The organism is Mycobacterium bohemicum DSM 44277 (assembly GCF_001053185.1).
Taxonomy (GTDB): domain Bacteria; phylum Actinomycetota; class Actinomycetes; order Mycobacteriales; family Mycobacteriaceae; genus Mycobacterium; species Mycobacterium bohemicum.
In genome coordinates this window covers 473,243-499,532 of the sequence record NZ_CSTD01000004.1, presented here as the reverse complement: position 1 = coordinate 499,532, position 26,290 = coordinate 473,243, and the positions used below count along the sequence as shown (strand labels likewise).

Below are 26,290 nucleotides of genomic sequence, written 5' to 3'. Positions count from 1 at the left end.
GCGGACGGCCCCGAAATACGGGCAGGACGACCAGCTATGGTGTGAAGGCAGACCGCACAGAGTTACCCGCCGGTAACCACTGCCGTGCGTGCCACCCGTGTACCAAGGTCGCGCAGTCGAGACTGCGGGACTTTTTCGAGGAGGACGAACCACACCCATGACGAACATCGTGGTCCTGATCAAGCAGGTCCCAGACACCTGGTCGGAGCGCAAGCTGAACGACGGCGATTACACGCTGGACCGCGAGGCCGCCGACGCGGTGCTGGACGAGATCAACGAGCGGGCCGTCGAAGAGGCGCTGCAGATCCGCGAGAAAGAGGCGGGGAGCGGCGCTGAAGGCACCGTCACCGTGCTGACCGCTGGTCCCGAGCGCGCCACCGAGGCGATCCGCAAGGCCCTGTCGATGGGCGCCGACAAGGCTGTGCACCTCAAGGACGACGGCATGCACGGGTCCTGCGTCGTGCAGACCGCCTGGGCGCTGGCCAAGGCGCTGGGCACCATCGAGGGCACCGAGCTCGTCATTGCGGGCAACGAATCGACCGACGGCTCCGGCGGCGCGGTGCCGGCGATCATCGCCGAGTACCTCGGCCTTCCGCAGCTCACCCACCTGCGCAAGCTGTCGATCGAGGACGGCAAGGTCACCGGGGAGCGCGAGACCGACGACGGCGTGTTCACCCTCGAGGCCACCCTGCCCGCGGTGGTCAGCGTCACCGAGAAGATCAACGAACCGCGCTTCCCGTCCTTCAAGGGCATCATGGCCGCGAAGAAGAAAGAGGTCACGGTCCTGACCCTGGCCGAGATCGGGGTCGAGGCCGACGAGGTCGGGCTCGCCAACGCCGGGTCGACCGTCCTGTCGTCGACGCCCAAACCGCCGAAGACCGCGGGCGAGAAGGTCACCGACGAAGGCGAGGGCGGCACCCAGATCGCCCAGTACCTGGTCGCTCAGAAGATCATCTGACACTCACGAGAGAAGCGAAATAACCCATGGCTGAAGTACTGCTGCTCGTCGAGCACGCCGAAGGCGCCCTGAAGAAGGTCACCTCCGAACTGATCACCGCCGCCCGCGCGCTGGGCACCCCGGCCGCCGTCGTGGTCGGCAAGCCCGGCACGGCCGCACCGCTGGTCGACGGGCTCAAGGAGGCCGGCGCCGAGAAGATCTACGTCGCCGAGTCCGACGACGCCGAGAAATACCTGATCACCCCGTACGTCGACGTGCTGGCCTCGCTGGTCGAGTCGAACTCGCCCGCCGCGGTCCTGCTGTCCGCGAACGCCGACGGCAAGGAGATCGCCGGCCGGCTCGCCGCCCGCCTCGGGTCCGGGCTGCTGGTCGACGTCGTCGGGGTCGAGGACGGCAACAAGTTCGTGCACTCCATCTTCGGTGGCGCGTTCACCGTCGAGGCGCAGGTCAGCGGCGACACCCCGATCGTCACGGTGCGCGGCGGCGCGATCGAGGCCGAGCCGCAGGCGGGCGCGGGCGAGCAGGTCACCGTCGAGGTGCCGGCGGCGGCCGAGAACGCCACCAAGATCACCGCCCGCGAGCCCGCGGTCGCCGGTGACCGCCCCGAGCTGACGGAGGCCACCATTGTGGTGTCCGGCGGCCGCGGCGTGGGCAGCGCGGACAACTTCCACGTGGTCGAGGAGCTGGCCGACTCGCTCGGCGCCGCCGTCGGCGCCTCGCGCGCCGCCGTCGACTCCGGCTACTACCCGGGCCAGTTCCAGGTGGGCCAGACCGGCAAGACCGTGTCGCCGCAGCTGTACATCGCGCTGGGCATCTCGGGCGCGATCCAGCACCGCGCCCCGTCGCCCGCCGGGGCCACCCAGTGCCGCGTCGCCGGAACGCCGGCCACCTTCCACGCCCACAGCCGTCCCGGCTCGAATTCTGTTATCACAAAGGGCAATTCGACCAGCAGCGACGTCTGCACCGTGCCGGTCGCGTGCAACGCCAGTGCCGTGTGCGGCTCGTCGAGCCGGGCCGCCCGGACGGTCGGGCCCCACAGCGGCCACGCATCGAGATCGACCAGCAGGTCCCACACGGCCGACGGTGGCGCCGCGATGCTGCGGTCTACGGTGAGCATCATGGTCGAATCCTCCTAGGGGGCCGATTGACCGAGCCGGCGTTGCTGCTCGACGACCTCGTCGAGGTCGGTGAGCCGTCGCAGCCCGGCCAGGGGTTGGGTCATGCGGCGGTTGGCCGCCAGATACCGCTCGTTGCGGCTCAGGAACCACCAGTACCCGCCGGTGAAGGGGCAGGCGCGCTCACCCGTCCGCTCGGTGGGGCGGTACGCGCACGGGCCGCAGTAGTCGCTCATGCGATTGATGTAGGCCCCGCCCGCGGCGTAGGGCTTGGTCGCCATCAGGCCGCCGTCGGCGTGCTGAGACATGCCGACGACGTTGGCGACCATGACCCAGTCGTACCCGTCGACGAAGCACCGGTGGAACCAGTCGGTGACCGCCGCCGGATCCCAACCCCGTTGCAGCGCATAGTTGGACAGCACCATGAGCCGGGGGATGTGGTGCACCCAGCCGTGGTCGCGCACCTGCGCGAGCACGTCGGAGAGGCAGCGCGCGCCGACGGCGTCGGCGTCCAGGTCCGCGAACCACCCGGGCAGGCGGCCGCGCGCCTCGAGCGCGTTGCGGCGGCGGTAGTCGGGGCCGAAATGCCAGTAGACGTGCCAGATGTAGTCGCGCCACCCGATCAACTGGCGGATGTAGCCCTCGACGCCGGCCAGCGGGGCACGGCCGGCCCGGTAGGCGTCCTCGGCGGCGTAGACGCATTCCAGCGGGTCGAGCAGCCCGAGGTTCATGGGCGCCGACAGCATGCTGTGGGCCATGAACCGGTCACCGGCGAGCATGGCGTCCTCGTGAGGCCCGAAGTGGGGCAGGCGATCTCGCACGAACACCCGCAGGGCCGCGCGCGCTTCGGTTGCGGTGACGGGAAATTCGCGCGGCCCGTCGCGGCCGACGAAGGAGGCCGTGCCGTCGCGCTCCCAGCGGTCCAGGTCCGCCCTTACCCGCTCGTCGATCTCGTCCTCGTCCGGTAGCCACGGCGCGGGCAGGCCGAGGCCGTCGGCGTTCTTCGGCGCGGGTTCGCGGTTGTCGGCGTCGAAATTCCAGCGGCCCCCGGCCGGTTCGGTCCCGTCCATCAACACCTCCAGCCGGCGGCGCGCGGCGCGGTAGAAACCCTCCAGCAGCAGGGTCCGCCGGTTTGCGGCCCAGGCGTCGAATTCGGTTCGGGAAGTGCAGAATCCGCGCGCGGGCAGGACCTCGATGCCGGGGATCGACCGCACGAACTCCTCCGCCGCCCACGACGTGGGTTGGCATACGCTGATCCGGCCCGGAACGCGTTCCAGCGCCTCGCGGTAGGTGCGGGTCTGCGCGAACACGGCCTGGTCACCGAGTTCGGCCGCCCGGTGACGAAGCGCGGACAACACCAGGTGGGCCTTGCGGCGGTGAAATCGGCGGCGTTCGAACACCGCCCGCGACTCGATCAGCAGCACCGGCTGGTCGGGGCGGTCCAGGAAGTGCGGGCCGAGTTGGTCGGCGAAACACCAACGCCTTGCGGCCGAACTCGTTTCACCCACGCTGCTTCTTGATCGGTTTACGCTGCTGCGAAAGCGGCCGGGGCTTGACCGCTTGGATGGTCTGTCCACCAACGTAACGATCTGTGCTCCGGTGTCAATCGGCAGCCACGTTCCGCGCCGACAACTCGGCGACAGACAACGTTCACGTAAGCATCACAAATCGCGTGAAGCAGCCCACTTTCGCCACATTTCGTCATCTCACGTGCACCGACACGTCACAGCGTCGATGCCGACTAGCTCCTCGGCTGAGCCACGTTTGTGCCATGAGCATTGCTTCCGTCCTGATAGCCAGCGACAAACCGGACGACTCGGCGATCGGCTCGTCGGCCGGACCGCGCTACTCCCTGCTGTTGTCGACCGACCCCGCAATGATCGAGGCGGCCCAGCGCCTGCGGCATGACGTCTTCAGCAGCACGCCCGGCTTCACCCTGCCCGCCGCCGACGACGAACGACGCGACGGCGTCGATAGTGACCGCTTCGACGAGTACTGCGACCACCTGCTGGTCCGCGACGACGACACCGGCGAGCTCGTGGGGTGCTACCGCATGCTGGCGCCGGCGGGGGCCATCGCCGCCGGGGGTCTGTACACCGAGACGGAATTCGACCTCGGCGCCTTCGACCCGCTGAGGTCCTCGCTGGTGGAGATGGGCCGCGCGGTGGTGCGCGACGGCCACCGCAACGGCGGCGTGGTGCTGCTGATGTGGGCCGGCATCCTGGCCTACCTGGACCGCTACGGCTACGACTACGTGACCGGCTGTGTGTCGGTGCCGATCGGCGCCGAGCCCGAGGGACAAACCCCGGGCAGCCAGCTGCGCGGGGTCCGCGACTTCATCCTCGGCCGCCATGCCGCACCGCCGGAGTACCGGGTCCGCCCTTACCGGCCGGTGCGGGTCGGCGGGCTGGCCCTCGACGACATACCCGCCCCGGCGCGACCCGCGGTTCCGCCGCTGATGCGGGGCTACCTGCGGCTGGGCGCGCAGGTCTGCGGCGAGCCGGCGCACGACCCGGATTTCGGCGTGGGCGACTTCTGTGTGCTGCTGGACAAGCGACGGGCCGACGTCCGATATCTGCGCAGGCTGCGGTCGGTGTCGGCGGCCTCCGAGCTGGTGCAGTGACCGCCCCGGCTCCGTTCGCCGCCCACGCCTGGCTGCCGCGCACGTCGTGCGACGCCGGGTGCCTGGCGACGGTCGCGCCGGCCCAGTCGCGCCTGCGGGTGGCGGTGCGGGTGACCCTTCGCGTATCGCTGGCGCTGGTGCTGGTGCCGGGGGTGGCGCTGCTCGCGATGCCGCTGCCCGGCCGCACCCGCATCCAGCGGGTCTACTGCCGGCTGGTGCTGCGCTGCTTCGGCGTGCGAATCATGTTGTCCGGCAACCCGATCCGCAATCTGCGCGGTGTGCTCGTGGTCAGCGGGCACGTGTCGTGGCTGGACGTCTTCGCCATCGGCTCGGTGCTGCCCGGGTCGTTCGTCGCGCGCGCGGACATGTTCACCGGCCCGGCCGTCGGCATCGTGGCCCGGATGCTGAAGATCATCCCCATCGAGCGGGCCAGCCTGCGGCGGCTGCCCGCGGTGGTGGACACCGTCACCGCCCGGCTGCGGGCCGGTCAGACGGTGGTGGCGTTCCCCGAGGGCACCACCTGGTGCGGTGCGCCCGACGAGGTGGTGCCCCGTCCGTCGCCGGCCGGGCGGTCGCACCGGGGCCGCGGGTCGTTCTACCCGGCGATGTTCCAGGGGGCGATCGACGCCGGTCGCCCGGTGCAGCCGCTTCGGCTCAGCTATCACCATGCCGACGGCAGCGTGTCCACCGCCCCGGCCTTCGTCGGCGACGAAACCCTGGCGCGGTCGGTGTGCCGGCTGCTGACCGTGCGCCGCACGCTGGCCTGCGTCCGCGTCGAATCCCTGCAGCTGCCCGGCACCGACCGGCGCGAGCTGGCCCGCCGATGCCAGTCCGCGGTGCTCATCGGCGCCCCCGGGCCCGCGGGGAGGCCTGCCGGGCGGCAGCGCGGCCGCCGGCCCGTGCTGGTGGCCTCCTAGGGGCTACTGACCTGCCGGTATCGTGGGTCGCGTCATGGCCTACCTGGATCACGCCGCCACCACCCCGATGCACCCCGCCGCCGTCGAGGCGATGACGGCCGTATTCGGGACGGTCGGCAACGCCTCGTCGCTGCACACCAGCGGCCGGACCGCCCGGCGGCGCGTCGAGGAATCCCGCGAGCTGATCGCGGACAGACTGGGCGCGCGCCCGTCGGAGGTGATCTTCACCGCGGGCGGCACCGAGAGCGACAACCTCGCCGTCAAAGGCATCTACTGGGCCCGCCGCGACACCGATCCGCGGCTGCGGCGCATCATCACCAGCCAGGTCGAACACCACGCCGTGCTGGACTCGGTGAGCTGGCTCGCCGAACACGAAGGCGCCGTCGTGACCTGGCTGCCGACCGCGCGTGACGGGTCGGTGTCGGCGGCGGCGCTGCGCGAGGCGCTGGAAAGCCACGACGACGTGGCGCTGGTATCGGTGATGTGGGCCAACAACGAGGTCGGCACCGTGCTGCCGGTCGCCGAACTCGCCGCCGTGGCGGCCGAGTTCGGTGTTCCCATGCACAGCGACGCGGTTCAGGCCGTGGGGCAGGTGCCGGTCGACTTCGCCGCCAGCGGGCTGTCGGCGCTGAGCCTGACCGCGCACAAGTTCGGCGGACCTCCCGGCGTGGGCGCGCTGTTGCTGCGCCGCGACGTCGCCTGCGTCCCGCTGCTGCACGGCGGCGGGCAGGAACGCGACATCCGGTCCGGCACCGCGGATGTCGCCGGTGCCGTGGGGATGGCGACCGCGGCGCGGATCGCGGTCGACGGGCTCGAATCCAACGGCGCCCGATTGCGGGCCCTGCGCGACCGCCTCGTCGACGGGGTCCTGGCCGGCGTCGACGACGTGCGCCTCAACGGCGCTCGCGATCCGCACCGGCTGCCGGGCAACGCGCACTTCACCTTCCGCGGCTGCGAGGGCGACGCCCTGCTGATGTTGTTGGACGCCAACGGAATCGAGTGTTCGACCGGGTCGGCCTGCACCGCCGGTGTCGCCCAGCCGTCGCACGTGCTCATCGCGATGGGCGCCGACCCGGCCAGCGCCCGGGGCTCGTTGCGACTCTCCCTGGGGCACACCAGCGTCGACGCGGACGTGGACGCCGTGCTGCGGGTGCTGCCCGGGGCGGTGGACCGTGCGCGCCGGGCCGCCCTGGCCGCCGCGGGGGTCATCCAATGAAAGTCCTCGCCGCCATGAGCGGTGGCGTCGACTCCTCGGTCGCCGCCGCCCGCATGGTCGACGCCGGCCACGACGTGGTGGGCGTGCACCTGGCGCTGTCCGCCGCGCCGGGGACACTGCGCACCGGGTCGCGGGGCTGCTGCTCCAAGGAGGACGCCTCGGACGCCCGCCGCGTCGCCGATGTGCTCGGAATCCCCTTCTACGTCTGGGATTTCGCGGAGAAGTTCCAGGCGGAGGTCATCGACGATTTCGTCGAGTCCTACGCGCGCGGGGAAACGCCCAACCCGTGCGTGCGCTGCAATCAACGGATCAAGTTCTCCGCGTTGTCCGCCAAGGCGTGTGCGCTCGGCTTCGACGCCGTGGCCACCGGCCACTACGCCCGGCTCTCGGGCGGCCGCCTGCGCCGCGCCGTCGACCACGACAAGGACCAGTCCTACGTGCTGGCCGTGCTGACCGCAGAACAGTTGCGCCACGCGGCTTTCCCGATCGGCGATACGCCCAAGCCCCGCATCCGCGCCGAGGCCGCGGCCCGCGGCCTGGCGGTCGCCGACAAGCCGGACAGCCACGACATCTGCTTCATCCCGTCCGGTGACACCCGCGCCTTTCTCGGGGAGCGCATCGGTGTGCGCCGCGGCAGTGTGGTCGCCGGCGACGGGGAGGTCCTGGCCACCCACGAGGGTGTGCACGGTTTCACCATCGGGCAGCGGAAGGGCCTGGGCATCGCCGGGCCCGGCCCCGACGGCCGGCCCCGCTACGTGACGGCCATCGACGCCCGCACCGCGACCGTCCGGGTCGGCGAGGCGGCCGACCTCGACGTCCGCGGGCTCGTCGGGCGCGACCCCGTTTTCACCGCGGGGGCGGCCCCGGCCGGGCCGGTCGAATGCGCGGTCCAGGTGCGTGCGCACGGCGAAGCTGTGGAGGCCGTGGCCGAATTGTCGGGCGACGGCCTGGTGGTGCGGCTGCGCACCCCGCTGCGCGGGGTGGCGCGCGGGCAGACGCTGGTGCTCTACCGGCCCGATCCCGACGGCGACGAGGTGCTCGGGAGCGCGACCATCGCCGACACGTCCGGCGTGCCAAGAATTCGTCAAGAATCCGTGCAGGGCCGTCCCGAATAGTTCTCCCGACAGCCGCGGGCAACCGTGCAGCGGCGGGAGGGTATCGACAGCGTGAGCAGCAATCAGGCGGCCGCCACGGCCGCGCCGTGTGTTCAGACCAACGCTTTTGCCGTCGCTGCTTTTGTCCTCAGCCTGATGGGGATGTACGGCAGCCCGGCTGTGAGCGGCGCCCTGGCGCTCGTCGGGTTGCGCCAGGCGAAGCGGCGCGGTGAAACCGGTTTCGGCCTGGCGGTCGCCGCCTTGGCGGTCTCCGTGGCCTTCTCCGTGTTGCACGTTGTGATGTGGATCCACTGCGGCCGGCCCGACTTCGAACTGACGTCGACCGCACACTGGTGAGCTAGCCGGGGATGTTGGCGGCGATGTTCGTCATCACGATGTCCGAAACCGATTGCGGGAAACCGCAGAAGGTGACCTCCAGCAGAGCCACCGACAAGACCCGGTAGTCGCGGCCGCAGCCCCCGGGCGCGAGGTGCAGCGACCTGGCGTCGGCGTTCCAGTCGCCGACCAACGTCTGGCCCGAGGAGCCGGCCGCACAGTCGCCGACCGCGGTCACCAGTGCGCCGAACGCGTGCCGGGCGGTGTCGGCGTCGCGGTAGGCCGCCGCGCCCTCGGAGATCAGCGCGCCGTCCGGCGGGTCCTGGAAGGTCGTCTTGTGGAACTCCTCGACGTCGGGCCCGAACGTCGCCGTCTCGGCGAACACGAATCGGCACTCCTTCGGTGTGCTGTCCGCCAGGGCGTCGATGTCCACGGGGTTGGTGCCGTCCATCGACGGAATGATGAACAGGTGCTCGCCGGCGCCGGTGATCGCGCGCATCCGCGACTGGTCCAGCAGGATGGTGTCGACGTCGACCCCGTGCACGGCCGGGTGACCCGCCGCGCGATCAGCCTCCTCGACGAGGACTGCGACGCCCTGGAGGAAGCCTGGGAGGTGGCCGGGCTGCGCGGCGGCGGGCGCGTGGTCAAGGTGCAGGCCCCGGGGCCGATCACGCTGGCGGCGGGCCTCGAGCTGGCCAACGGCCATCGGGCGATCACCGACCCCGGCGCCGTGCGTGATCTCGCGGCGTCGCTGGCCGAGGGTGTCGCGGCGCATCGCGCGGACCTGGCCCGGCGGCTCGAGACGCCGGTGGTGGTGCAGTTCGACGAACCGTTGCTGCCGACGGCATTGGGCGGACGGTTGACCGGTGTGACCTCGCTGAGCCCGGTCGCCCCGCTGGAGGAGGCGGTGGCCGGGGCGCTGATCGACACCTGCGTCGCGGCCGCCGGCGCCGACGTGGCGCTGCACAGCTGCGCCGCCGGCATCCCGTGGGAGTTGTTGCAGCGCAGTACGATTCACGCGGTGTCGGTGGACCCGACGACGCTGACGGCGGCCGACCTCGACGGCATGGCCGCCTTCGTCGAGTCGGGCCGCACCGTGATCCTCGGCGTGGTTCCCGCCGCGGCGCCGGAGCGGCGGCCGTCGGCCGAAGAGGTGGCCGGAGCGCTCGTCGCGGTGACCGACCGCCTGGGCTTCGCGCGGTCGGCCCTGCGGGATCGCGTCGGCGTCACGCCGGCGTGCGGTCTAGCCGGCGCGACGCCGCAATGGGCCCGCACCGCGATCGAGCTCGCGGCCAAGGCGGCCGAGGCGTTCGCGCAGGATCCCGACGCGATCTGATGGCATTTGGCGGCCTCTGGTGCGCCGGGAGTGCCGCCATTGCCGTGACTCGGGCGCTACGGACGACCATCACGGCAATCTCGTCGTGCGCCGGCGCCCCGGGATGGCGTCGGCGCCCTTCGATAGCCTGCGAAGGTGAGCTCGGCAGAAACGGAGGAGGTGCCGCCCGACGCGCGGCGCCAGTGGCAGGAACTGGCCGAGGAGGTCCGCGAACACCAGTTCCGCTACTACATCAAGGACGCGCCGATCATCTCCGACGCCGACTTCGACGCCATGTTCAATCAACTCCTCGCGCTGGAGGAGCGCCACCCGGAGCTGCGGGTGCCCGATTCGCCGACGCAACTGGTCGGCGGGGCCGGCTTCGCCACCGACTTCACCGAGGCCGAGCACCTCGAGCGGATGCTGAGCCTCGACGACGTGTTCGACCGCGACGAGCTCGCCGCGTGGAGCGCCCGCGTGGAGAACGAGATCGGCCGCGACCCGTATTACCTGTGCGAGCTGAAGATCGACGGGGTCGCCCTGTCACTGGTGTACCGCGACGGCCGACTCGAGCGCGCGGCCACCCGCGGCGACGGACGAGTGGGCGAGGACGTCACCCTCAACGCCCGCACCATCAGCGACGTCCCCGAACGGCTCACGGACAGTGCCGAATTCCCGGTGCCGGCCCTCCTTGAGGTGCGCGGCGAGGTGTTCTTCATGCTGGCCGATTTCGAGGCGCTCAACGCCAGCCTGGTCGAGGACGGCAAGGCGCCGTTCGCCAATCCTCGCAACAGCGCGGCCGGGTCGCTGCGGCAGAAGAACCCGGCGGTCACGGCCCGGCGCAAGCTGCGGATGATCTGCCACGGCCTCGGCCGCGTCGACGGATTTCGGCCCGGTTCCCTGCACGAGGCCTACACGGCGCTGCGGGCGTGGGGGCTGCCGGTGGCCGAGGAGACGTCCCGCGTGCGCGGCCTCACCGCCGTCGAGGACCGGGTCACCTATTGGGGCGAGCACCGCTACGACGTCGAGCACGAGATCGACGGCGTGGTGGTCAAAGTCGACGACTTCGCGCTGCAACGGCGGTTGGGCGCGACGTCGCGGGCGCCCCGCTGGGCCGTGGCCTACAAGTATCCGCCCCAGGAGGCGCAGACCAAGTTGCTCGACATCCGGGTGAACGTCGGGCGCACCGGGCGGGTCACGCCGTTCGCCTTCATGACGCCGGTGAAGGTGGCCGGGTCGACGGTCGGGCTGGCCACCCTGCACAACGCCGGTGAGGTCAAGCGCAAGGGTGTGCTGATCGGCGACACCGTGATGATCCGCAAAGCCGGCGACGTCATCCCCGAAGTGCTCGGCCCCGTCGTCGACCTGCGCGACGGGACCGAACGCGAATTCGTCATGCCCACAACGTGTCCCGAATGCGGCACCCCGTTGGCCCCGGCCAAGGAGGGGGACGCCGACATCCGCTGCCCCAACGCCCGGTCCTGCCCGGCGCAGCTGCGGGAGCGGGTGTTCCACGTGGCGGGTCGCGGCGCGTTCGACATCGAGGGCCTGGGCTACGAGGCCGCGATCGCGCTGTTGAAGGCGGGAGTGATCACCGACGAGGGCGACCTGTTCACCCTCACCGAGGACGACCTGCTGCACACCGAGCTGTTCCGCACCAAGGCCGGCGCGTTGTCGGCCAACGGCAAACGGCTGCTGGCCAACCTCGACAAAGCGAAGGCCGCGCCGTTGTGGCGAGTGCTGGTGGCGTTGTCGATCCGGCACGTCGGGCCGACGGCCGCCCGCGCCCTGGCCACGGAGTTCGGCGACCTGGACGCGATCACGGCGGCCTCGACCGAGCGGCTGGCCGGGGTCGAGGGCGTCGGCCCGACGATCGCCGCCGCCGTCACCGAGTGGTTCGCCGTCGACTGGCACCGCACCATCGTCGACAAGTGGCGCGCCGCCGGCGTGCGGATGGCCGACGAGCGCGACGCGAGCGTGCCGCGAACGCTGGAGGGGCTGACGATCGTGGTGACCGGTTCGCTGACCGGCTTCTCCCGCGACGACGCCAAGGAGGCGATCATTGCGCGCGGCGGGAAGGCCGCGGCCTCGGTGTCGAAGAAGACCGACTACGTCGTCGCCGGCGATTCCCCCGGCTCGAAATACGACAAAGCCGTCGAACTCGGTGTCCCGGTCCTCGACGAGGACGGCTTCCGCCGGCTGCTGGCCGAGGGGCCGGCCACGCAGCCGGAGTAATGGCCGCTCAGCGCAACATCGTCGCGACGATGCCGGCGAGGTAGCCCAGCCGGGCGACCTCGGAAGGCCGGAACTCCGGGCCCGGCCGGCCCAGCACCACCGCGGTCTGCGGGTCGCCCAGGGGCGCCGCCACCATCGTGGTGTCCATGTCGCGCCATGACTGCGGGACCCAGTCGGCGGTGTTGTCCAGCGCCGCCGCGTGGTGGATCGGCAGCCATGGGGCCGAGGTCGCCTTGGTTTCCGGCGTGCCGGGGCTGTCGGCGAGGCGCTGCAACTGGCCGTTCGAATCGCGCAGGATCGTGCACCAGCTGACGCGCAGCACCCGGGGCGCCTCGTCGACGAGGACCTGCAGCCGGGAGTGGTTGTCGGTGGCGGCCGCGACCTGGTCGAGCAACTCCAGCTCCCGATGCGCTTCCAGCAACCCGGTGTGGGGCCGGACGCTGTCCACCCGGACGCCGGTCAGGGACTCCGCGGCGGTGATCAGCCGGTCGGGCATGGCGCCCGGGGGCAGTTCGATGACCAGGTCGTCGATCGCGTAGCCCGAGCTGCGCTCCACCACGTCCAGCGACAGGATGTCCGCGCCCGCCGAACCCAGCGCCACCGCCAGCGAGCCCAGGCTGCCCGGGCGGTCCAGCAGCGAGACCCGCAGGAGATACGACGGCACGGCCAACACTGTTACACAGGGACGTTTCGACGGCATTTCGGCCGGCCGGGGTCGTCGCCCTCGCCGCCCCGGCCCGTCGCTCGAGCGTGCGGCCGGCCGCACGCTCGGCGCCGAATGTGAAGCCAGCCGCACACTCGCGGGCGACCCGGCCGGGATAGGCTTTGCGCTCGTGTCCCAAATCTCCCGCGACGAGGTGGCGCACCTGGCCAGGCTGTCCCGCCTGGCGTTGACCGACGCCGAACTCGACAGCTTCGCCGGACAGCTCGACGCGATCCTGACGCACGTCAGCCAGGTCCAGGCCGTCGACGTCACCGGCGTCGAAGCGACCGGCAACCCGCTCAGCGAAGTCAACATCCCCCGCCCCGACGAGCCGACGCCGTGCCTGACCCAGCAGGAGGCGCTGGCCGAGGCGCCCGCGGCCGCCGACGGCCGGTTCGCGGTACCCCAGATCCTGGGGGACCCCGAGTGACCGAGCTCATCCGATCCGACGCCGCCACGCTGGCCGCCCGGATCGCCGCCAAAGAGGTTTCCTCGACCGAGGTGACGCGGGCCTGCCTGGACCAGATCGACGCGACCGACGATCGGTTTCACGCCTTCCTGCACGTGGCCGCCGACGAGGCGCTCGCGGCGGCGGCGGCCGTCGACAACGCCGTGGCCGCCGGGGAGCGGCTGCCGTCGGCGCTGGCCGGGGTCCCGCTGGCGCTCAAGGACGTCTTCACCACCATCGACATGCCGACCACGTGTGGGTCCAAGATCCTTCAGGGCTGGCGGTCGCCCTACGACGCCACGCTCACCCTGCGGTTGCGCGCCGCGGGCATCCCGATTCTGGGCAAGACCAACATGGACGAGTTCGCGATGGGCAGCTCGACGGAGAACTCCGCCTACGGCCCCACCCGCAACCCGTGGAACGTCGACCGGGTGCCCGGCGGGTCGGGCGGCGGCAGCGCGGCGGCTCTGGCCGCGTTCCAGGCGCCGCTGGCCATCGGCTCCGACACCGGCGGCTCCATCCGCCAGCCGGCCGCGCTGACCGCGACCGTCGGCGTCAAACCCACCTACGGCACGGTGTCGCGGTACGGGCTGGTGGCGTGCGCGTCGTCGCTGGACCAGGGCGGTCCCTGCGCGCGCACGGTGCTCGACACCGCGCTGCTGCACCGGGTGATCGCCGGGCACGACGCCCGCGACTCGACCTCGGTGGACGCCGAGGTCCCCGACGTGGTCGGGGCCGCCAGGGCCGGAGCGTCCGGTGATCTGCGCGGCGTGCGGGTCGGCGTGGTCAAGCAGCTGCGCGGCGAGGGCTACCAGCCGGGGGTGCTGGCGTCGTTCGAAGCCGCCGTCGAGCGGCTGACCGCGCTGGGCGCCGAGGTGACCGAGGTGGACTGCCCGCACTTCGAGTACGCGCTGGCCGCCTACTACCTGATCCTGCCGTCGGAGGTGTCGAGCAACCTGGCGCGCTTCGACGCGATGCGCTACGGCCTGCGGGTGGGTGACGACGGCACCCACAGCGCCGAGGAGGTGATGGCGCTGACCCGGGCCGCCGGGTTCGGCCCAGAGGTCAAGCGCCGCATCATGATCGGCACGTACGCACTGTCGGCCGGTTACTACGACGCGTACTACAACCAGGCGCAGAAGGTGCGCACGCTGATCGCCCGTGACCTGGACGCGGCCTACCAATCGGTCGACGTGGTGGTCTCGCCGACGACTCCGACCACCGCGTTCCGGCTCGGGGAGAAGGTCGACGACCCGCTGGCGATGTACCTGTTCGACCTGTGCACGCTGCCGCTGAACCTGGCCGGCCACTGCGGCATGTCGGTGCCGTCGGGGTTGTCGCCGGACGACGGGCTGCCGGTGGGGCTGCAGATCATGGCGCCCGCCCTGGCCGACGACCGGCTGTACCGGGTGGGGGCCGCCTACGAGGCGGCCCGCGGCCCGCTGCCCACCGCCATCTAGGCGCCGAGCGGGCACCGCTCCCTGGCGAGCAGACGCAGAATCGCACGAATAGCGCCGTTGCGGTGCGATTCTGCGTCTGCTCGGCGGGGTTGGCCTGCCACGGTGCAAGATAAGGGCATGCGGATCGGAGTTCTGACCGGAGGCGGCGACTGCCCCGGGCTCAACGCCGTCATCCGGGCGGTGGTGCGCACCTGTGACGCCCGGTACGGCTCGTCGGTCGTCGGCTTCCAGGACGGCTGGCGCGGCTTGCTGGAGAACCGGCGCATACAGTTGCAGAACGACGACCGCAACGACCGGCTGCTGGCCAAGGGCGGCACGATGCTGGGCACCGCGCGCGTCCACCCCGAGAAACTCAAGGCCGGGCTGAACCAGATCAAGCAGACCCTCGACGACAACGGGATCGACGTCCTGATTCCGATCGGCGGTGAAGGCACCCTGACGGCGGCGCACTGGCTTTCGGAGGAAAACGTTCCCGTGGTGGGGGTGCCCAAGACCATCGACAACGACATCGATTGCACAGATGTGACTTTCGGCCACGACACCGCGTTGACCGTCGCGACCGACGCCATCGACCGGTTGCACAGCACCGCCGAATCCCATCAGCGGGTGATGCTGGTCGAGGTGATGGGCAGACACGCGGGGTGGATCGCGTTGAACGCCGGGCTGGCCTCCGGCGCACACATGACGCTGATTCCCGAACAGCCCTTTGACGTCGAGGAGGTGTGCCGGCTCGTCAAACGTCGCTTCCAGCGCGGGGATTCGCACTTCATCTGCGTGGTCGCCGAAGGCGCCAAGCCGGTCGCCGGCTCAATCTCCTTGCGGGAGGGCGGGCTTGACGAGTTCGGCCATGAGCGTTTCACCGGCGTCGCCGCGCAGCTGGCCGTGGAGGTGGAAAAGCGGATCAACAAGGAGGTCCGGGTGACCGTGCTGGGCCATGTCCAGCGGGGCGGCACCCCTACCGCCTACGACCGCGTGCTGGCCACCCGCTTCGGCGTCAACGCCGCTGACGCCGCGCACGCGGGGGAGTACGGCCAGATGGTGTCGCTGCGCGGGCAGGACATCGGCCGGGTGCCGCTGGCCGACGCGGTGCGTCAACTCAAGCTGGTGCCCGAGAGCCGCTACGACGACGCGGCGGCCTTCTTCGGCTGACCCGGCGGATTCGGCAAACGGCGGGTGGCGCCGAATTTAAGAGGGCTGAAATTTGTCGCCGAAATGGCAAAGTCGGGCCGGTCCGTGCGGATTTGTGGTTTCCGAATCGCTGGAAAGCGGTTATACCGGGGATATGAGCAACCGCGGTTCGCGCGGAGCCGAGTTTGCACGACTGGCGGGGGGGCCATCAGGTCCGCCGATGCATCAGCCGGAGCTGCCCGGGTGGCGGCTTCCGGGTGAGCCGGCGCCGGCGGCAACGGCGGCGATGCGTCGACCAGTGGAATCGGTGTCGTGGCCGCGGGCACCGGCGGCAACGGCGGTATCAGTACGACCGGCACCGGCGGCGCCGGTGGCGCCGGCGGCAACGTCGAAGTCAACAACGCCGCCAACACATATCTCATCACGGCCGGCGGTGGCGGCACCGGCGGCATCGCCACCGGGGCAGGTGCCACCGGCGGCACCGGCGGCGCCGGCGGTAATGCGACCATCGACGCCGGCTCCGGCAATGCCACCGGCGGCCAAGGCGGAGCGGGCGGCACCGCCCTCGACGGCCTCGACGAGCGTGACGGCGACCAGTCGGGGAGGTCGGGCTGGCGAGAGTTGGTTCACCGCCTGACCAGGATCGATCTGGGTCCCGGCAAGGATTCCCGGTACGAACAGGCGCTGCGGGCCCGCATCCGCACCGTGGTGGGCGGCGCGTTCCCGATCGCGGTCCTCAATCTCAAGGGCGGCGTGGGGAAGACCGCGGTGGTGGAAGCCCTCGGTTCGACCTTCGCCCACGTGCGTCACGATCGGATCCTCGCCGTCGATATCGACGCCGGCGACCTGGCGGAGCGGCACGGTCGCCGCAACCCGCTGAGCATGGCCGATCTGCTTGCCGACGACACCGTCGCGGAATACGGCGATGTGCGGGCCCACACCTACATGAACAGTTTCGGCCTCGAGGTGCTGGGCCTGCCGGACTATGCCCGCACCGACTGGCGGCTGGACCGTCACGGCGTCGCAAGGGCGTTTTCCATTCTGCGACAGCACTATTCGGTGGTCCTGGTCGATTGCCCCAAGGCGCTGAATTCGCCTGAGATGGAAGCGGTTCTGCCGGAGTCCTGTGCGCTCGTGGTGGTCACCAGCACCGCCCTCGACGCCGTACGCAAGACCAAGACTTCCCTGGAGTGGCTGTCCCACAACGGCTATCGTTCGCGGCTGAAGTCGACCGTGCTGGTGATCAACCACGTCGAGCCGGGCAGGGTGGACAACGTGGCGGCCAAGGAGCTCGAGCAGTTGTCGGCTCGCGTCGCCGCCACGGTGGTGCTCCCGTTCGACCGGCACGTCCATGACGGCCAACAGATCTCCTTGGACCGGATGAGCAGGGAAAGCAGGCGTAGCTACCTGGAGATGGCCGCCACGCTGGCCGACATGTTCCCGGGCCGCGCCGCCAACCGCGACCTGCGCCCGGGTTCGGCCGCTCGGCCCCGCCCCATCTGATCTCGCCCGGCTCCGCTGCGCTGTCGCCCGGCTCCGCCGCCCTCGCGGTCACCACTAAAATCGGCGGCATGACTGTTGCTGCCGGCGCCGAACTCATGGACTACGACGACGTCATCGCGCGGTTCGACCCGGTGCTCGGCCTCGAGGTCCATGTCGAGCTGTCCACCGCGACCAAGATGTTCTGCGGCTGCTCCACCCGCTTCGGCGGCGAACCCAACACCCAGGTGTGCCCCGTGTGCCTCGGGCTGCCGGGTTCGCTACCGGTGCTCAACCGCAGCGCGGTGGAGTCGGCGATCCGGATCGGGCTCGCGCTCAACTGCGAGATCGTGCCGTGGTGCCGCTTCGCGCGCAAGAACTACTTCTACCCGGACATGCCGAAGAACTACCAGATTTCCCAGTACGACGAACCGATCGCCGTCAACGGTAACCTGGACGTGCCGCTGGAAGACGGCACCACCTGGCGGGTGGACATCGAGCGGGCGCACATGGAAGAAGACACCGGCAAGCTCACGCACCTGGGCAGCGAGACCGGCCGCATTCACGGCGCGACCACGTCGCTGCTCGACTACAACCGCGCCGGCGTGCCGCTGATCGAAATCGTCACCAAGCCCATCGTCGGCACCGGTGCCCGCGCGCCGCAGATCGCCCGCGCGTACGTGACGGCCCTGCGAGACCTGTTGCGCGCCTTGGATGTTTCCGACGTTCGCATGGACCAGGGCTCGATGCGGTGTGACGCCAACGTGTCGCTCAAGCCAACCGGGGCAGCCGAATTCGGCACCCGGACCGAGACCAAGAATGTCAACTCGCTGCGCAGCGTCGAGGTCGCGGTGCGTTACGAAATGCAGCGCCAGGGCGCGGTACTCGCCAACGGCGGCCGTATCACGCAGGAGACCAGGCACTTTCACGAGGCCGGCTACACCAGCCCCGGTCGAACCAAAGAGACCGCCGAGGATTACCGCTACTTCCCCGAGCCCGACCTGGAACCCGTCGCGCCCAGCCGCGAGCTCGTCGACAAGTTGCGGCAGACTATCCCGGAACTGCCGTGGCTCGGCCGCAAGCGGCTGCAGCAGGAGTGGGGCGTGTCCGACGAGGTGATGCGCGATCTGGTCAACGCTGGCGCCGTCGAATTGGTCACCGCGACCATCGCGCAGGGTGCGCCCAGCGAGCAGGCGCGCGCCTGGTGGGGGAACTTCCTGGTGCAAAAGGCCAACGAGGCCGGCATCGGACTCGACGAGCTGGCCATCACCCCGGCCCAGGTCGCCGCGGTGGTCGCACTGGTCGACGAGGGCAAGCTCTCCAACAAGCTCGCCCGTCAGGTCGTGGAGGGCGTGCTGGCCGGTGAGGGCGAACCCGGGGAGGTGATGGCCGCCCGCGGCCTGGAGCTGGTGCGCGACGACTCGGTCACCCAGGCCGCCGTCGACGAAGCGCTGGCCGCCAATCCCGACGTCGCGGAGAAGATCCGGGGCGGCAAAGTAGCGGCCGCGGGCGCCATCGTCGGTGCTGTGATGAAGGCCACGCGGGGCCAGGCCGACGCCGCCCGGGTGCGCGACATGGTGCTGGCCGCCTGCGGCCAGGGCTGACCGGGTTTCACTTCCGACCCGATTCGGCCCCGCAAGCGGTCGCGCGCAACGATGATGTTGGCGTGCTGGACGAATCGTTCGAAGACTTCATGTCGATGCTGGACTGCCCGGTGTTCGTGGTGACGACGCAGCTGCACGGCCGCCCGTCGGGTTGCCTGGTCGCCTTCGCCAACCAGTCCGGCGTCGACCCGCCGAGGTTTTCCGCAGCGATCGCCAAGGGCAGCGACACCTGGGAAGTGGCGAGCCAGTCGCAACACCTTGCGGTGCACGTCCTTTCGCGGCAGCAACGCGGGCTGGCCGAACTGTTCGGCGGTCCGACCGGGCCCGCGCTCAACCCGTTCGACCGGTGCTCGTGGCGCGCCGGTCCTCAGGGGATGCCGGTCCTCGACGAGGCGATCGCGTGGTTCGTCGGCAGGACGCTGGATCGGTTCGACGTCGGCGATCACGTGCAGTACCTGCTGGAGCCCGTCGCCACCTGGGCCCCCGAGTGCTCCGACGATCCGCTCTACCTCTCGGATTTCGACGACGTGGATCCCGGGCACGACGCGTCGCATCGGCTGTTCGACAGTGCGTCGGGCGACGCGACACGCCGTTACGGCGTCGTCAGATTCACCCTCGGTGGCATCTGAACCGCGTTACGTCTTGTCGTCGTTGTTCCGCGGGAACCCGCCGCCCTGCGGGAACAACGGGAACACCACGTCGTCGAGCTTCTCGGCGTCCCCGGCGGTCTTGTTGACGGTCGCGCCCCACACGTTTCCGTCCGGCGACATCCGCAACGCCCAGGCGTGGGCGTGGGTGTCCTTGCGGACGACGTCGGGTTCACCGGTGACGGCCCCGGTCGAGGGTGCGAGCCGGACCGCGACGGTGAGTTTGGTGTTGATGAGGTTGACCAGCACGGTCCCGTCCATGGCCGCGCAGCCGGCCACGCCGGGCTTGTCCGGCCAGGTCCACACCGTGGACACCTCGGAGGTCTTGGTGATGCGCTGCAGCCGATCCGCCGTCGGGGTCCGGTCGGCGACGTACAGCGAGCCGTCGACCGGGTCGATGCACAGGCCGCCGCCGGAGCCGACGCCGGACAGCGCCGTCGTCGGCGGGGCCTGGCCGATGGTGGTCGGCTGCTCGATGCGCAGCACCTTGCCGGCCAGCGACTTCGGGTCCGCGGCCATCGCGGGATTGCCCGCATCGCCGGTCATGACGACCAGGGTGGTCGGGCTGGTGAAGATCAACGCCCCGGTGTTCCCGTTGGCGCCCTTGGGAATTCCGGTCAGGATGTCCTTGGGGATGTCGCCGTCGGCGATGCGGATGACCCTGTTGTCGCTCGGCGTGCTGATGTAGGCGTACATCAGGCGATCCTGGCTGTAGGTCGGCGACAGCACGATGTCCATCAGGCCTCCGTCACCCGACGGGTCGACCGGGATCACCACCTTCACTTTCGGCTCGGCGTTGACGGCGATCTCCTTGACGGCGCCGGTGGTCCGCTCGGCGACCAGCGCGGTTTTGCTGTCGGGTCCCATGATCAGGCCGCTGGTGCTCTCCAGGCAGCCCTGCATGACGCCCGGGGCCGGGCAGGCCTTGGGGAAAGGCGTCGGCGGCAGGGGCGGCGGCGGGGGAGGCGTCGAACTCGGCTGCGGCTTGAGTTCCGGCGCGGTGGTGAACGGCTGCGACTGGGCGTCGTTGAACCGCGCGCACCCGCTCGAGACGAGTACCGCCGCGCACAACACGACGAGCCCGCCTCGAACCGAGCTCCCTACCCGCATGACCGACAGGCTACGGAATCTGCGGTCGTGGCCGCCACACGCATGGCCGCCCGCGGCCCGAGAACGCCCGTATTCTCCGCCGCGGGCCCCCCGGCCCGGGGCGCGTCGGGACGGCCCGGGAGGCGATTTTGGCCCAATTCCGGCCCGCTTGGCACACTAACCCGCCGAAAGCGCCGCTCAAATCCCCAATTCGGGGCCAATTGCCCTTACCCTGACACCTGTGACCAGTCAACCGAATGACGCACATTGGCAGCGCCCCGGTGAAGCGCCGGCGCCGACCCCGGGACGACCGGCCTCCGCCCGCCTGGTCGATCCCGAAGACGACCTGACCCCCGTGGGCTATCCGGGTGACTTCGGAACCACCACCGTCATCCCGTACCAGGACCCCGGCCACACGGACGGGCCCGGCGGGTCCAGCTACAACATCCTCGACCATCAGGAGCCGCTGCCGTACGTTCAGCCGCACGCGGCCGCGCAGCCCGCACCGATTTCGGCGACCGAACCGGCGCAGATCGATGCCGACGACCGAAACGACCCCGCGCGCGCGGCCGGGCGGCGCGGAACCCAGCACCTCGGTTTGCTGGTGTTGCGGGTCGGCCTCGGCGTGGTGCTGGCCGCCCACGGCCTGCAAAAACTCACCGGCTGGTGGGGCGGCGGGGGACTGAGCGGCCTACGGAATTCGCTGTCCGACGTCGGCTACCACCACGCCGACATCCTCGCCTACGTCAGCGCGGGCGGCGAGGTCGTGGCGGGCGTGCTGCTGGTACTGGGCCTGTTCACCCCGGTGGCCGCGGCGGGCGCGTTGGCTTTTCTGATCAACGGCCTGCTGGCCACCGTCTCGGGCGGCTCGCGGTCACACGCCTTCGCGTTCTTCCTGCCGCAGGGCCACGAGTACCAGATCACGCTGATCGTGCTGGCCATCGCGGTCATCCTGTGCGGACCGGGCCGCTACGGCCTGGACGCCGGCCGGGGCTGGGCCCACCGGCCCTTCATCGGGTCGTTCGTGGCGTTGTTGGTCGGCATCGCCGCCGGCGTCGGCGTGTGGGTGCTGCTCAACGGCGTCAATCCGATCGCCTGACGCGCGCTCACCGGTAGGGGTTGGGAACCCGCCCGGAGCTGGCCTCGGTCAGCTGGGGCAACGTCGCGAACGTCACCGCGGGCAGTCGCAGCTCCGCACCGCTTTTGAGGTGCGCGCGCGCCCAGGATCCGCGGTGGAAACGCAGCCCCTCGATGTCATCCCAGGCCACCGTCCGGGCGCCCACCAGCGTCCGAACGGTCACGCCGTTGTCGTCGGCGACGGTGCGCAGCCGGACGACCGACGCCGACAACAGCGCCGGGATCAGCAGCAGCGGCGCGGACAGCGGCCACACCAGCACCGGTATCAGCAGTCCCAGGGTCAGGTACCCGACGGCGAGGTGCGCCATGGGCGACACCTTGATGACGACGGGGGATGCGGTAACCACCCCCGCATCATCCCACCGCCCGCAGACCGGCGGCGACGCCGTGGGCGCACACCGGCCGACCTCGGCCGCGGGCCCGGGATTTGACGGCTGAGCTGTGCGAAGGCTACCGTCGGACGCTATGGATATCGCCGGAAAGCCCGGAATGCTTGTAGTACTTAGTCGGCGCGTTGGTGCCTGACTTGCTCGTCAGCATTTGAAGCGATCCAGCACCAACGCGACCCTCGTGCAGCAGCTGAGCTGACGGGGGTTTTTTCTTGCCCACAACGAGACTTCGACAACAAGTAGGGACCAAAGGACAGTGAGCGCTCCCGCCAGGCCACACGCCACGCCAAAGCAGCGCGCCGCCGACATCGCCTCGGACGCTGCGGAATCCGCCGCGGCCGCCCCGGCCGCGCAACCGAAACGCCTTGCGCCGGAGAAGGTTACCGGCGCCCAGTCGGTCATCCGATCGCTTGAGGAACTCGACGTCGAGGTGATCTTCGGGATTCCCGGCGGCGCCGTGCTGCCCGTCTACGACCCGCTGTTCGATTCGAAGAAGCTGCGCCACGTGCTGGTCCGCCACGAGCAGGGCGCCGGTCACGCCGCCAGCGGCTACGCGCACGCCACCGGCAAGGTCGGGGTCTGCATGGCCACGTCGGGTCCCGGCGCGACCAACCTGGTGACCCCGCTGGCCGACGCGCAGATGGACTCGATCCCCGTCGTCGCGATCACCGGGCAGGTCGGGCGCACGCTGATCGGGACCGACGCCTTCCAGGAGGCCGACATCTCGGGCATCACGATGCCGATCACCAAGCACAACTTCCTCGTCCGCTCCGGCGACGAGATCCCGCGCGTGATCGCCGAGGCCTTCCACATCGCCTCGTCGGGACGCCCGGGTGCGGTGCTCGTCGACATCCCCAAGGACGTCCTGCAGGGCGAGTGCACTTTCGACTGGCCCCCGGAACTCGACCTGCCGGGCTACAAGCCGAACACCAAACCGCACAACCGGCAGATCCGCGAGGCCGCCAAGCTGATCGCGGCGGCACGCAAACCGGTGCTGTACGTCGGCGGCGGCGTCATCCGCGGCGAGGCGACCGAGGAGCTGCTGGAGCTGGCCGAGCTGACCGGCATCCCCGTGGTCACCACGCTGATGGCGCGCGGCGCGTTCCCGGACAGCCATCGTCAGCATCTGGGCATGCCCGGCATGCACGGCACCGTCGCCGCGGTGGCGGCGCTGCAGCGCAGCGACCTGCTGATCGCGCTGGGCACCCGCTTCGACGACCGGGTGACCGGCAAGCTGGACACCTTCGCCCCCGAGGCCAAGATCATCCACGCCGACATCGACCCCGCCGAGATCGGCAAGAACCGCCACGCCGACGTGCCGATCGTCGGCGACGTCAAGGCCGTCATCACCGATCTCATTTCCATGCTCCGGCACCGCGAGATACCGGTCGCCCTCGAATTGACCGACTGGTGGGCATATCTCGACGAGGTCCGGTCCACCTATCCGTTGAGCTACGGTCCGCAGAGCGACGGCAGCCTGAGCCCGGAGTACGTGATCGAAAAGCTGGGGCAGATCGCCGGTCCGGACGCGGTGTACGTCGCCGGCGTCGGCCAGCACCAGATGTGGGCGGCGCAGTTCATCTCCTACGAAAAGCCGCGCACCTGGCTCAATTCCGGCGGCCTGGGCACCATGGGGTTCGCCATCCCGGCGGCCATGGGCGCCAAGATCGCGCGTCCCGAGGCCGAAGTGTGGGCGATCGACGGGGACGGCTGCTTCCAGATGACCAACCAGGAGCTGGCCACCTGCGCGATCGAGGGTGTGCCGATCAAGGTGGCGCTGATCAACAACGGCAACCTGGGCATGGTGCGCCAATGGCAGACGCTGTTCTACCAGGAGCGCTACTCCCAGACCGACCTGGCCACGCACTCCCACCGCATCCCGGACTTCGTCAAGCTGGCCGAGGCGTTGGGTTGCGTCGGATTGCGTTGCGAGCGTGAAGAAGACGTGCTGGACGCCATCAACCAGGCGCGCGCGATCACCGACCGGCCCGTCGTCATCGACTTCATCGTCGGCGCCGACGCCCAGGTGTGGCCGATGGTCGCCGCCGGCACCAGCAACGACGAAATCCAGGCCGCGCGTGGCATCCGCCCGCTCTTCGACGACGAAAGCGAGGGACACGCCTAAATGAGTGCCACCACACACACGTTGTCGGTGCTCGTCGAGGACAAGCCCGGCGTCCTCGCCCGCATCGCGGCGCTGTTCTCCCGGCGCGGGTTCAACATCGAGTCGCTGGCCGTCGGTCCGACCGAGCAGAAGGACATGTCGCGGATGACCATCGTGGTGTCCGCCGAGGAGACTCCGCTCGAGCAGATCACCAAGCAGCTCAACAAGCTGATCAACGTCATCAAGATCATCGAGCTGGACGAGGACAATTCGGTGTCCCGGGAGTTGGCGCTGATCAAGGTGCGCGCCGACGCCGGCAGCCGCAGCCAGGTGATCGAGGCCGTGAACCTGTTCCGCGCCAAGGTCATCGACGTGTCGACGGAGGCGCTGACCATCGAGGCCACGGGTAACCGCGGCAAGATCGAGGCGCTGCTGCGGGTGCTGGAGCCGTTCGGCATCCGCGAAATCGTCCAATCGGGGGTGGTGTCGTTGTCCCGCGGCGCGCGCGGGATGGGCACCAAGTAGGCACCGCCAAGTAACTCATCGAACAGAAGGAACTACACAGTGGCATTGGAAATGTTCTACGACGACGACGCAGACCTGTCGATCATCCAGGGCCGCAAGGTCGGCGTCATCGGCTACGGCAGCCAGGGGCACGCGCACTCGCTGAGCCTGCGCGACTCCGGCGTGCAGGTGCGCGTCGGGCTCAAGGAGGGATCCAAGTCGCGGGCCAAGGTTTCCGAGCAGGGACTGGACGTCGACACCCCGGCCGAGGTCGCCAAGTGGGCCGACGTGATCATGCTGCTGGCGCCCGACACCGCCCAGGCGGACATCTTCAAGAACGACGTCGAGCCCAACCTGAAGGACGGCGACGCGCTGTTCTTCGGGCACGGCCTCAACATTCACTTCGGGCTGATCAAGCCGCCGGCCGAGGTCACTGTCGCGATGGTCGCCCCGAAGGGGCCCGGCCACCTGGTGCGCCGCCAGTTCGTCGACGGCAAGGGCGTGCCGTGCCTGATCGCCGTCGACCAGGACCCGACCGGCGGCGGCGAGGCGCTGGCGCTGTCCTACGCCAAGGCCATCGGCGGCACCCGGGCCGGTGTCATCAAGACCACGTTCAAGGACGAGACGGAGACCGACCTGTTCGGCGAGCAGGCCGTGTTGTGCGGTGGCACCGAGGAATTGGTGAAGGCCGGTTTCGACGTGATGGTGGAGGCGGGCTACCCGCCGGAGATGGCGTACTTCGAGGTGCTGCACGAGCTCAAGCTGATCGTCGACCTGATGTACGAGGGCGGCATCGCGCGGATGAACTACTCGGTGTCCGACACCGCCGAATTCGGCGGCTACCTCTCCGGTCCGCGGATCATCGACGCCGGCACGAAAGATCGGATGCGCGAGATCCTGCACGAGATCCAGGACGGCACGTTCGTCAAGAAGCTCGTCGCCAACATCGAGGGCGGCAACAAGCAGCTCGAGCAGCTGCGCAAGGAGAACGCCGAGCACCCCATCGAGGTCACCGGAAAGAAGCTGCGCGACTTGATGAGCTGGGTCGACCGCCCGATCACCGAGACGGCGTAACTGCGGTCAGCTCGCCAGCCGGTCGGCCACCGACACCACCCGCCGGGCCAGGTGAACGAGGGCGTCGCCCGTGGCCCGGTCGGCTTCGGAGTCGAACTCGCTGATGTTGTCGTGGGTGGAAACCAGGCTCACCCCATAGGGATTGCCGTCGACGAACTTCAGCGGGTCGGTGTAGCCCGGCGCCACGATGATGCCGCCGAAATGCATCAGCGTGATGTAAAGGCTGACGAGGGTGGTTTCCTGCCCGCCGTGCAGGGTGTTGGACGACGTGAAGCCCGCGTACACCTTGTCCGCCAGCTTGCCCTGCGCCCACAGGCCACCCAGCGAGTCGAGGAAGCCACGCAATTGCGCCGCCGGAGAACCGAAACGGGTGGGTGAACCGAAGATCACCGCGTCCGCCCACACGATGTCCTCGCCGGTGGCGACCGGAAGGTCTTTGGTCGCTTCGTAATTCGCGCTCCACGCGGGGTTGTGCGCGAACGAGGCCGGGTCGTGGGTCTCTGCGACATGCCTGAGGCGGACTTCGGCGCCCGCGGATTGCGCGGCGGACGCGACGCGTTGCGCCATGGTGGTGCCGTGGCCGGTGGCCGAGTAGTAGATGACGGCGAGTTTGGTCATCGCGTCATCGTAGGCCCGGTGCGGACTGCCGAACCACGTCTGTCACACCAGTCCCGGGAGCGGAGGGACGTGGCTTTTTGCCCGCCTCATAGCGACA

At 70.1% G+C, this 26,290-nt stretch carries 23 protein-coding genes and 2 pseudogenes; 19 read left to right on the top strand and 6 right to left on the bottom strand.

What is annotated here, in order from left to right; all coding sequences use genetic code 11:
- Positions 1-157: 157 nt before the first annotated feature.
- Positions 158-958, top strand: coding sequence for an electron transfer flavoprotein subunit beta/FixA family protein (locus BN971_RS19730; RefSeq protein WP_085180696.1), 801 nt, complete (start codon positions 158-160; stop codon positions 956-958).
- A gap of 26 nt (positions 959-984) precedes the next feature.
- Positions 985-1,797: pseudogene (locus BN971_RS19725) on the top strand (electron transfer flavoprotein subunit alpha/FixB family protein); the annotation flags it as partial.
- Between the two features lie 293 nt (positions 1,798-2,090).
- On the opposite strand, the gene BN971_RS19715 reads toward BN971_RS19725, so the two are convergent.
- Positions 2,091-3,581, bottom strand: a complete 1,491-nt coding sequence (locus tag BN971_RS19715; RefSeq protein ID WP_085180699.1) for a cryptochrome/photolyase family protein — start codon at positions 3,579-3,581, stop codon at positions 2,091-2,093.
- A 263-nt stretch (positions 3,582-3,844) separates the two neighbouring features.
- Between BN971_RS19715 and BN971_RS19710 the strand changes: the two genes are divergently transcribed.
- From BN971_RS19710 to BN971_RS19690, 5 genes are read left to right on the top strand one after another with little or no spacing between them, the layout of a single operon-like run.
- Complete coding sequence (locus tag BN971_RS19710; RefSeq protein ID WP_085180700.1) at positions 3,845-4,696, top strand: GNAT family N-acetyltransferase; 852 nt, start codon at positions 3,845-3,847, stop codon at positions 4,694-4,696.
- Entirely contained in the window at positions 4,693-5,613 is a 921-nt protein-coding gene (locus BN971_RS19705) for a lysophospholipid acyltransferase family protein (RefSeq protein WP_085180701.1), read from the top strand. Before BN971_RS19710 ends, BN971_RS19705 begins: the two co-directional genes overlap by 4 nt.
- Before the next feature lie 34 nt (positions 5,614-5,647).
- Entirely contained in the window at positions 5,648-6,829 is a 1,182-nt protein-coding gene (locus BN971_RS19700; protein ID WP_085180702.1) for a cysteine desulfurase family protein, read from the top strand.
- The gene (mnmA, locus tag BN971_RS19695; protein ID WP_085180703.1) at positions 6,826-7,944 is read left to right on the top strand and encodes a tRNA 2-thiouridine(34) synthase MnmA; all 1,119 of its coding nucleotides are present in this window, start codon (positions 6,826-6,828) and stop codon (positions 7,942-7,944) included. Before BN971_RS19700 ends, mnmA begins: the two co-directional genes overlap by 4 nt.
- Before the next feature lie 51 nt (positions 7,945-7,995).
- Entirely contained in the window at positions 7,996-8,280 is a 285-nt protein-coding gene (locus BN971_RS19690; protein WP_085180704.1) for a hypothetical protein, read from the top strand.
- Between the two features lies 1 nt (position 8,281).
- Here BN971_RS19690 and BN971_RS19685 read toward each other — a convergent pair whose 3' ends face one another.
- Positions 8,282-8,914, bottom strand: a complete 633-nt coding sequence (locus BN971_RS19685; RefSeq protein WP_428978068.1) for a sensor domain-containing protein — start codon at positions 8,912-8,914, stop codon at positions 8,282-8,284.
- On the opposite strand from BN971_RS19685, the pseudogene BN971_RS19680 reads away from it, so the two are divergent.
- Both BN971_RS19680 and ligA read left to right on the top strand, forming a co-directional pair.
- Positions 8,804-9,595: pseudogene (locus tag BN971_RS19680) on the top strand (uroporphyrinogen decarboxylase/cobalamine-independent methonine synthase family protein); the annotation flags it as partial. The gene BN971_RS19685 and the pseudogene BN971_RS19680 sit on opposite strands and share 111 nt — an antisense overlap.
- 135 nt (positions 9,596-9,730) lie before the next feature.
- On the top strand, positions 9,731-11,809 hold the full coding sequence (ligA, locus tag BN971_RS19675) for an NAD-dependent DNA ligase LigA (protein WP_085180706.1): 2,079 nt from the start codon (positions 9,731-9,733) through the stop codon (positions 11,807-11,809).
- Positions 11,810-11,816: 7 nt separating this feature from the next.
- On the opposite strand, the gene BN971_RS19670 is transcribed toward ligA, so the two are convergent.
- Complete coding sequence (locus BN971_RS19670) at positions 11,817-12,473, bottom strand: ACT domain-containing protein (RefSeq protein WP_090350502.1); 657 nt, start codon at positions 12,471-12,473, stop codon at positions 11,817-11,819.
- A 169-nt stretch (positions 12,474-12,642) separates the two neighbouring features.
- Here BN971_RS19670 and gatC point away from each other — a divergent pair, with 169 nt between their 5' ends.
- From gatC to BN971_RS19640, 6 genes are all read left to right on the top strand, one after another.
- Complete coding sequence (gene gatC / locus BN971_RS19665) at positions 12,643-12,942, top strand: Asp-tRNA(Asn)/Glu-tRNA(Gln) amidotransferase subunit GatC (protein WP_090350466.1); 300 nt, start codon at positions 12,643-12,645, stop codon at positions 12,940-12,942.
- Positions 12,939-14,420 (top strand): Asp-tRNA(Asn)/Glu-tRNA(Gln) amidotransferase subunit GatA, encoded by a 1,482-nt coding sequence (gene gatA, locus BN971_RS19660; protein WP_085180709.1) that lies wholly within the window; start codon positions 12,939-12,941, stop codon positions 14,418-14,420. The genes gatC and gatA overlap by 4 nt, the downstream gene beginning before the upstream one ends.
- Positions 14,421-14,537: 117 nt before the next feature.
- Entirely contained in the window at positions 14,538-15,569 is a 1,032-nt protein-coding gene (locus BN971_RS19655) for an ATP-dependent 6-phosphofructokinase (protein ID WP_085180710.1), read from the top strand.
- A gap of 291 nt (positions 15,570-15,860) precedes the next feature.
- Positions 15,861-17,051 (top strand): MinD/ParA family ATP-binding protein, encoded by a 1,191-nt coding sequence (locus tag BN971_RS19650; protein WP_249262750.1) that lies wholly within the window; start codon positions 15,861-15,863, stop codon positions 17,049-17,051.
- Between the two features lie 68 nt (positions 17,052-17,119).
- The gene (gene gatB, locus BN971_RS19645; RefSeq protein WP_085180712.1) at positions 17,120-18,631 is read left to right on the top strand and encodes an Asp-tRNA(Asn)/Glu-tRNA(Gln) amidotransferase subunit GatB; all 1,512 of its coding nucleotides are present in this window, start codon (positions 17,120-17,122) and stop codon (positions 18,629-18,631) included.
- Between the two features lie 62 nt (positions 18,632-18,693).
- Positions 18,694-19,260 carry a flavin reductase family protein gene (locus BN971_RS19640; RefSeq protein ID WP_372512008.1) on the top strand — a complete coding sequence of 189 codons (567 nt, stop codon included), beginning with the start codon at positions 18,694-18,696 and terminating at the stop codon, positions 19,258-19,260.
- Positions 19,261-19,266: 6 nt separating this feature from the next.
- Here BN971_RS19640 and BN971_RS19635 read toward each other — a convergent pair whose 3' ends face one another.
- On the bottom strand, positions 19,267-20,388 hold the full coding sequence (locus BN971_RS19635; protein ID WP_085180713.1) for a PQQ-dependent sugar dehydrogenase: 1,122 nt from the start codon (positions 20,386-20,388) through the stop codon (positions 19,267-19,269).
- A gap of 220 nt (positions 20,389-20,608) precedes the next feature.
- On the opposite strand from BN971_RS19635, the gene BN971_RS19630 reads away from it, so the two are divergent.
- Positions 20,609-21,466, top strand: a complete 858-nt coding sequence (locus BN971_RS19630) for a DoxX family protein (protein ID WP_085180714.1) — start codon at positions 20,609-20,611, stop codon at positions 21,464-21,466.
- Positions 21,467-21,473: 7 nt separating this feature from the next.
- Here BN971_RS19630 and BN971_RS19625 read toward each other — a convergent pair whose 3' ends face one another.
- A complete protein-coding gene (locus BN971_RS19625; protein WP_085180866.1) occupies positions 21,474-21,812 on the bottom strand; it encodes a PH domain-containing protein in 339 nt (112 codons plus the stop codon).
- A gap of 337 nt (positions 21,813-22,149) precedes the next feature.
- Between BN971_RS19625 and BN971_RS19620 the strand changes: the two genes are divergently transcribed.
- Genes BN971_RS19620 through ilvC form a run of 3 tightly spaced genes read left to right on the top strand, consistent with a single transcriptional unit; the run spans position 22,150 to position 25,575 of the window.
- The gene (locus BN971_RS19620) at positions 22,150-24,018 is read left to right on the top strand and encodes an acetolactate synthase large subunit (protein ID WP_085180715.1); all 1,869 of its coding nucleotides are present in this window, start codon (positions 22,150-22,152) and stop codon (positions 24,016-24,018) included.
- Positions 24,019-24,522 carry an acetolactate synthase small subunit gene (gene ilvN / locus BN971_RS19615; protein ID WP_085180716.1) on the top strand — a complete coding sequence of 168 codons (504 nt, stop codon included), beginning with the start codon at positions 24,019-24,021 and terminating at the stop codon, positions 24,520-24,522.
- Between the two features lie 51 nt (positions 24,523-24,573).
- Positions 24,574-25,575 (top strand): ketol-acid reductoisomerase, encoded by a 1,002-nt coding sequence (gene ilvC, locus BN971_RS19610; RefSeq protein WP_085180717.1) that lies wholly within the window; start codon positions 24,574-24,576, stop codon positions 25,573-25,575.
- Between the two features lie 6 nt (positions 25,576-25,581).
- Here ilvC and wrbA read toward each other — a convergent pair whose 3' ends face one another.
- Positions 25,582-26,193 carry an NAD(P)H:quinone oxidoreductase gene (wrbA, locus tag BN971_RS19605; RefSeq protein WP_085180718.1) on the bottom strand — a complete coding sequence of 204 codons (612 nt, stop codon included), beginning with the start codon at positions 26,191-26,193 and terminating at the stop codon, positions 25,582-25,584.
- Positions 26,194-26,290 lie beyond the last annotated feature (97 nt).

Coding starts and splice junctions, on each gene's coding strand:
- BN971_RS19730 (WP_085180696.1), top strand. CDS start 158: ATGACGAACATCGTGGTCCTGATCAAGCAGGTCCCAGACACCTGGTCG.
- BN971_RS19710 (WP_085180700.1), top strand. CDS start 3,845: ATGAGCATTGCTTCCGTCCTGATAGCCAGCGACAAACCGGACGACTCG.
- BN971_RS19700 (WP_085180702.1), top strand. CDS start 5,648: ATGGCCTACCTGGATCACGCCGCCACCACCCCGATGCACCCCGCCGCC.
- mnmA (WP_085180703.1), top strand. CDS start 6,826: ATGAAAGTCCTCGCCGCCATGAGCGGTGGCGTCGACTCCTCGGTCGCC.
- BN971_RS19655 (WP_085180710.1), top strand. CDS start 14,538: ATGCGGATCGGAGTTCTGACCGGAGGCGGCGACTGCCCCGGGCTCAAC.
- gatB (WP_085180712.1), top strand. CDS start 17,120: ATGACTGTTGCTGCCGGCGCCGAACTCATGGACTACGACGACGTCATC.
- BN971_RS19635 (WP_085180713.1), bottom strand. CDS start 20,388: ATGCGGGTAGGGAGCTCGGTTCGAGGCGGGCTCGTCGTGTTGTGCGCG.
- BN971_RS19625 (WP_085180866.1), bottom strand. CDS start 21,812: ATGGCGCACCTCGCCGTCGGGTACCTGACCCTGGGACTGCTGATACCG.
- ilvN (WP_085180716.1), top strand. CDS start 24,019: ATGAGTGCCACCACACACACGTTGTCGGTGCTCGTCGAGGACAAGCCC.
- ilvC (WP_085180717.1), top strand. CDS start 24,574: ATGTTCTACGACGACGACGCAGACCTGTCGATCATCCAGGGCCGCAAG.
- wrbA (WP_085180718.1), bottom strand. CDS start 26,193: ATGACCAAACTCGCCGTCATCTACTACTCGGCCACCGGCCACGGCACC.